This is a genomic window from Halovivax sp. (genome assembly GCA_007119345.1).
Classification (GTDB): domain Archaea; phylum Halobacteriota; class Halobacteria; order Halobacteriales; family Natrialbaceae; genus Halovivax.
Window position 1 is genome coordinate 1 of record SKPV01000263.1, and the last position, 6,511, is coordinate 6,511.

The window sequence follows — 6,511 nt, forward strand, 5'->3', positions numbered from 1 at the left end:
ACTCGAAACCGTCGCGCTGGAGAGGAATTACTCCACTCGCGCCTCGTCGCCGGCCAGCATCTCTACCACCTGCAGTACGCCGGAGTTGCAGTCCCGCCCCATCCCGTTCGCGACCATCGATTTGTAGAGTTCGTGGGCGAGTTCGGTCTGCGGCATAGGCGATTCGTACGCCTCACCCGCGTCCGTGGCGATTCGGAGGTCTTTGTACTGGTACTCGGCGTAAAACCCCGGCTCGAAGTCGCCATGGATCATGTTCGGTGCGCGGTTGTCGAGCGTCCAGCAGCCCGCCGCGCCGCCGCTGATCGCCTCGACGACGGCTTCGAGGTCCGCTCCGGCCTTGCTGGCGAACACGAGCGCCTCGCTCACGGCAACCATCTGTGCGGAGACGACGATCTGATTGCACGCCTTCGTCGTCTGTCCCGCGCCGTTCGGTCCGCAGTGAGTGATCGTCTCGCCGACCGCTTCGAGCACGTCCCGGTGCTCGTCGAGGACATCGGGATCGCCGCCGACCATGATCGAGAGCGTCCCCTCGATCGCACCCTCATCTCCCCCGGAGATCGGCGCGTCGAGCAGGTTGACGCCCACGTCCGCCAACTCCGCTGCGACCGACTCGGCCACCGTCGGCGAGATCGTCGAGTGATCGATCACGGTCATTCCCTCGCTCAGACCGTCGATCACCGGGTCCGATTCTGCGCCCGCCCCGAGAACGACGTTCTCGACGTCGGGGGAGTCCGGAAGGCACAGCGACACCACGTCGCTCGCCTCGGCGACGCCAGCGGGAGAGCCGCCGTCCTCCCCGCCGTACTCGACGAGTTCCTCGACCGGTTCGTCAGAGCGGTTGTGTCCGACGACGCGATACCCAGCGTCGACGAGGTTCTTCGCCATCGGCAGTCCCATGATTCCGAGGCCGACGAAGCCGACCGTTGTGGATGACATGTCCTCCACTGCGACGGCGAACGGGTAATAACTGGGGTACCGGCGAACGTGGATCGACGGCGCGCTCGAACCGATCACCCGCCCACGACGGGGTACGTCGCGGGATGACGGACCGGAACCGTCCCGCTTGTTTCGCCGGAGTATTGACTGGGAACGTATTTCAAAATATTTAACCACTAGACATACTGAAACGCGGACAATGATTCAGCGGTGGATTCGTCAGCAGCAACTCGGTGCGTTCGTCGCCATCACGTTCGGGTGGACCTGGGGATGGGACGCGCTCTTTTTCGTCTTCGATCTGTGGGACGTACTGGCGTTCAACGTCCCCCGCGTGTGGGGGCCGCTGGTGGCCGCGCTCGTCGTCATCGGGGCGAGTGAGCGTTCCCTTCGAGCGTGGTTCGCCCGGCGACTCCGGTGGCGGCTCGGACCGGCGCTGTTCCTCGTCGCGCTCCTCATCCCCCTGATAATCTCCAACCTTCAGCCGGTCATCGCCGCGCTCGGCGGCGGATCACTGGTTTATGCGCCACCGGCAGCGGTTCACCTGATGGCCGTGTGGATTCTGCTGAACGTCTTCCTCTTAGGTGGTACCGAGGAGATCGGCTGGCGTGGCGTCCTCCAACCGCGGCTACAGGCCCGAGTGTCGGTGCTGACCGCCGGACTCGGCATCGGCGTGCTCTGGTGGCTGTGGCACCTCCCCCTGTTTTTGACGGGCAATCCGAACTACTCGCTCGAACCGTGGGCGTTCGCGGCCTACACCGCGTTCGCCCTGGGTGCGTCGACGGTGTTCGCGGCGCTCGCGAACGTCACCGACGGCTCCGTGCTGCCGGTGATGGTAATGCACGGCGCGGTCAACCTCGGAGCCGCTCTGGAGGCGTCCGGCGGCGTCCTGACCGGCTCACCGGTGATTCCGCTCATTGGTGCCGGGTTGTGGTGGCTGATCGTCCTCGCGCTGGTGCTCCGCTACGGACGGTCGATGGTTCCGAACCCGACCCTCAAACCGATCGCGTGAACGGGCGGGGATTCGCTTCGCGACCGCTGTCACACGGCCGCTGACGCCCACCGTGATCCCGGCTCCGACTCACAGCCGCTCGATCACGGCGTCGGCCACCTCGTCGGTAAAGGCCTCGCCACCGAGATCGGGCGTCAGCGGCCCGTCTTCGAGGGTTGTCTCGACCGCGTCCCGAACCCGCGCTCCCTCCCCGTCGTACCCGAGGTGTTCGAGCAGCATCGCCGCCGAGAGGATCGTCGCGGCCGGGTTGGCGATTCCCTCTCCGGCGATGTCGGGGGCCGTCCCGTGAACGGGTTCGAACATCGCGCCGTCGTCGCCGACGTTCGCGCTCGGGAGTAACCCCAGCCCACCGACGAGGCCGGCCGCGAGATCCGAGAGCACGTCGCCGGCGAGGTTCGGGGTGAGAACGACGCCGTACTGGGTGGGATCGAGCGCGAGATGGGTCGCCATCGCGTCCATCAGCACCTCCTCGACGGCAAGATCGTATTCCGCGCCGACCTCGAACGCCACCTCGCGGAACAGGCCATCGGTGGTCCGCATCACGTTCGCCTTGTGGACGACCGTCACCGCGTCGTGGCCGTTCTCGGCGGCGTACTCGAAGGCGAACTCGGCGATCTGACGCGACGCGTCCTCGGTGATCACCCGCGTGCAGGTCGTCACGCCCGGTGCGATCTCGCTTTCGATGCCCGCGTAGACGCCCTGTGTGTTCTCGCGGACGATGACGAGGTCGGTGTCGGGGTGGACGGCGTCGACGCCCGGATACGCTCGTGCGGGCCGGACGTTGGCGAACGAGCCGACCAGTTCCCGGATCGGGAGGATCACGTCGGCTGCGGTTTCGCCTGCCGCGCCGAGCAACGTTGCGTCCGCTGCCGCGACCGCCTCGCGGGTCGCATTCGGGAGCGGGTCGCCGGTTCGCTCGGCGACCGCGTCACCGGCCTCCGCCTCCACGAATCGGAGGTCGGCGTCGGTGGCTCGCAGCACGCGCACGGCCGCGGGAACGACTTCCTGTCCGATCCCGTCGCCGGGGATGACCGCGATCTCGTGAGTCATTGCTCTACGTGGACGGTCTCCGGGAAAAGAGGGTGTCGATCTGACCGGCGGCGGACGGTGACGAACAACCGATCCGTGGGCGGTGACTCGGTCGCGGATCGAGAGAACCGAGGGACGCAGAAATTCAGTCGGCGGGGTACAGAATCGAACTCAGCCGTCCACGTACGGCAGCTTTGCGGCCGTCTCGCGGGTTGCGTCGAGGTTCGAGCGCATGAGGGCGGTCGTATCCCAGATGCCCTCGACGAGCGCCTCCCGCATCGCGTCGTCGATCTCGACGGCGACCGTACGATCCCCGTACGAGAGCGTTTCCTCTTCCACGTCGAGAGCGATCTCGCCGTCGGGATGCTCGTCGATCCAGTCCTGGAGCGCGGCCACCTCGTCGGGATCGGCCGTCGCCGCGGGGAGACCGAGCGACTCGCAGTTGCCCTGAAAGATCTCCGCGAACGACTCGCCGACGATCCCGTCGATCCCCCACCGGTCGATCGCCTGCGGGGCGTGTTCTCGGGAGGAGCCACAGCCGAAGTTGTCGTTGACGACCATGATCCGTGCCCCCTCGAAGCGGTTGAGCGGGTGGTCGTTCAACGTGCCGTCCTCGTCACGGCGCGCGTCGTAGAAGAGGTAGTCGGCCATGTTCTCGAAGGTTACCTCCTTTAAGAAGCGCGCCGGCAGGATCTGGTCGGTGTCTACGTCGTCGCCACGGATCGGCACGCCCGTTCCGCCGACTCGCCTGACCTGCAGTTCCTCGACGCCGGCCATCAGTCGGCCACCCCCGTTGCGGGCGACCCGCCATCCGGGCCGTCGAGCAACTCGCGGGCGTCCGCGATCTCGCCTTCGACCGCCGCGGCCGCGACCATTACCGGGGACATGAGAACGGTTCGGCCGTCCTTCGAACCCTGTCGACCGACGTAGTTGCGGTTCGAGGACGAGGCGCACAGTTCGTCGCCGACGAGCGAATCGTCGTTCATCGCCAGACACATCGAACAGCCCGCCTCACGCCACTCGAAGCCGGCCTCCCGGAAGATCTCGTCAAGTCCCCGCTCCTCGCACTCGCGTTTGACCGTGCCGGATCCCGGTACCGCGAGCGCACGCACGCCGTCGGCGACCTCGCGACCGGCCAGGACGCTCGCTGCGGTCTCGAAGTCCGAGACGCGCCCGTTGGTACAGGTGCCGAGAAAGGCCACGTCGACGCTCGCGCCGAGCATCGGCTCGCCGGGTTCGACGCCCATGTGTTCCTGGGCACGCTCGGCCGCCTCGCGCTCGCCGTCGGGGAGGTCGCGCGGATCGGGGACGGGCCGATCGACCTCGACGGCCTGTCCAGGGTTGGTTCCCCACGTCACCATCGGCGCGAGACCGTCCGCGTCGATCTCGACGACGTCGTCGTACTCGGCGTCGTCGTCCGATCGGATCGACTCCCAGTATGCGACCCGCTCGTCGAACGCCTCGCCGTCGGGGACGTACTCGCGGCCGCGGAGGTACTCGTAGGTCGTCTCGTCGGGATTGACGTAGCCCGCGCGAGCGCCGCCCTCGATCGACATGTTACAGACGGCGAGCCGTCCCTCCATGTCGAGCGATTCGATCGCTTCACCGCCGTACTCGTAGACGTAGCCGACGCCGCCGTCGACGCCGAGTTCGGCGATCAGCTTCAAGATCACGTCCTTCGCGGCGACACCGTCGCCGAGCGAGCCGGTCACCTCGATCCGACGGACCCGCTGTTTCTCGGCGGCGATACAGCCGGTCGCGAGCACGTCGCGAAGCTGGCTCGTGCCGATTCCGACGCCGATCGCGCCGAACGCGCCGTGGGTGCTCGTGTGTGAATCGCCACAGGCCACCGTCATGCCGGGCTGGGTCAGCCCGAGTTCGGGGGCGACGACGTGGGTGATTCCCTGCCGTTCGGAGTCGAGACCGAAGTACGTGATCCCGTACTCCTCGACGTTCCGTTCGAGCGCTGCGAGCATCGTCTCGGCCTGCTCGTCGGCGAGCGGTCGCTCCCGTCCCTCCGGCGTCGTCGGGACGATGTGGTCGGTCGTCGCGATCGTTCGGTCGGGAAACGCCACGTCGTAGCCGCGTTCTTCGATCATCGAGAACGCCTGCGGACTCGTCACCTCGTGCATGAGGTGGAGACCGATGAACAGCTGGTCCTGTCCGGTCGGGAGATCGGCCACCTTGTGGCGCTCCCAGACCGCGTCGTAGAGCGTCCCCTTGCTCATCTCTCGTCGTCGTCTCCCTCGGTGTCGTCTTCGGCGGCGACGACGTCCTCGCCGCGGTGTTCGTCCCCTCGCTCGAAGACGCGGTTCGCGCTCTCGCCGTCACGCGGGGTGTGATCGACATCGCGCATCCGTCGTCCGGGCGGTGTGTCCGAATCAGAGACGGCGTCGCGTTCGCCACCGTCCGCGGCCACCATCGGTCCCCGGTGGAACAGCCGCCCCGCCGTCCGCCGCTCGTGGGGATGGACGTGGCTCACGTCGCCCATCGTCTGGCGGTCGGTTCGCGTTCGGCCCTCCGGGCTGTCAGTTCGATCCTCCGGGCTGTCAGTTCGCGCTCGGTTCTCGGATCGGTCGTTGCGTCGTCGGTTCGAGTGTGGGTCGGTCGTGGTCATTGGTGTAGGTTGTGTGAGGTGTTCGGTCGCCAGTGCTGTGTCCGATCAGTCGTCAGCCTGTACCCTGTCTCGTTCGCGGTCGGATTCGGCTTCCTCCTCCTCGCCCTCCCAGGCGAACAGTTCTCGAAGGGCCGCGCCGACCTCCTCGATCTCGTGGGTCCGCTCGGCCTCGTATAGCTGGTTGTAGTTCGGGCGTCCGGCCTGGTTCTCGACGATCCACTCGCGCGCGAAGGTGCCGTCCTGAACGGCCTCCAAGACCTCCTCCATGTTCTCGCGGACATCGTCGTCGACGACGGCGTCACCGCGCGAGAGACCGCCGTACTCGGCGGTATCGGAGACCGAGTCCCACATCTCCGCGAGCCCGCCTTCGTACATCAGATCGACGATCAGTTTGAGTTCGTTCAGACACTCGAAGTACGCCATCTCCGGGCTGTAGCCCGCGTCGACGAGCGTCTCGTAGCCGGCTTTCACGAGTTCGGTGACGCCGCCACAGAGGACGGCCTGCTCGCCGAACAGGTCGGTCTCGGTCTCCTCGCGGAACGTCGTCTCCACGACGCCCGCCCGCGTACAGCCGATCGCCTTCGCGTACGCCAGCGCCTCGTCTTTCGCCTCGCCGGTCGCGTCCTGATAGACTGCGAGTAGCCCTGGCGTCCCCTCACCGGCCTCGTAGTTTCGGCGCACGAGGTGTCCCGGACTCTTCGGCGCGACCATCGTCACGTCCACGTCTTCGGGGGGACGGATCTGGTTGTAGTGGATGTTGAACCCGTGGGCGAACTGGAGCGTGTCACCCGCCTCGAGGTGCGGTTCGATCGCCTCGTAGACGGCCGGCTGGACCGTGTCCGGAACCAGCATCGACACCACGTCCGCCTGGGCTGCTGCCTCCACGGGTGTGGTCACGCGGAGTCCGTCCGCCTCGGCCG

At 66.9% G+C, this 6,511-nt stretch carries 7 protein-coding genes; 1 reads left to right on the plus strand and 6 read right to left on the minus strand.

Features of this window, described 5'->3' with window-relative positions; translation table 11 throughout:
- Positions 1-27 precede the first annotated feature (27 nt).
- Positions 28-936 carry an NAD(P)-dependent oxidoreductase gene (locus QZT59_RS17855; protein WP_290819241.1) on the minus strand — a complete coding sequence of 303 codons (909 nt, stop codon included), beginning with the start codon at positions 934-936 and terminating at the stop codon, positions 28-30.
- 199 nt (positions 937-1,135) lie between these two features.
- Here QZT59_RS17855 and QZT59_RS17860 point away from each other — a divergent pair, with 199 nt between their 5' ends.
- Entirely contained in the window at positions 1,136-1,945 is an 810-nt protein-coding gene (locus tag QZT59_RS17860) for a type II CAAX prenyl endopeptidase Rce1 family protein (protein WP_290819242.1), read from the plus strand.
- A 69-nt stretch (positions 1,946-2,014) separates the two neighbouring features.
- On the opposite strand, the gene QZT59_RS17865 is transcribed toward QZT59_RS17860, so the two are convergent.
- The 5 genes from QZT59_RS17865 to ilvC all read right to left on the minus strand — a co-directional run.
- Positions 2,015-2,995: an isocitrate/isopropylmalate dehydrogenase family protein gene (locus tag QZT59_RS17865; protein ID WP_290819243.1), complete on the minus strand. Its 981-nt coding sequence runs from the start codon at positions 2,993-2,995 to the stop codon at positions 2,015-2,017.
- A gap of 150 nt (positions 2,996-3,145) precedes the next feature.
- Positions 3,146-3,751, minus strand: a complete 606-nt coding sequence (locus QZT59_RS17870) for a 3-isopropylmalate dehydratase small subunit 2 (RefSeq protein ID WP_290819244.1) — start codon at positions 3,749-3,751, stop codon at positions 3,146-3,148.
- The gene (gene leuC, locus QZT59_RS17875) at positions 3,751-5,202 is read right to left on the minus strand and encodes a 3-isopropylmalate dehydratase large subunit (RefSeq protein WP_290819245.1); all 1,452 of its coding nucleotides are present in this window, start codon (positions 5,200-5,202) and stop codon (positions 3,751-3,753) included. The genes QZT59_RS17870 and leuC overlap by 1 nt, the downstream gene beginning before the upstream one ends.
- Positions 5,199-5,591 carry a hypothetical protein gene (locus QZT59_RS17880; RefSeq protein ID WP_394348677.1) on the minus strand — a complete coding sequence of 131 codons (393 nt, stop codon included), beginning with the start codon at positions 5,589-5,591 and terminating at the stop codon, positions 5,199-5,201. The genes leuC and QZT59_RS17880 overlap by 4 nt, the downstream gene beginning before the upstream one ends.
- A gap of 45 nt (positions 5,592-5,636) precedes the next feature.
- Positions 5,637-6,511: ketol-acid reductoisomerase (gene ilvC / locus QZT59_RS17885; protein WP_290819246.1), on the minus strand; the 875-nt coding region annotated here is incomplete at its 5' end.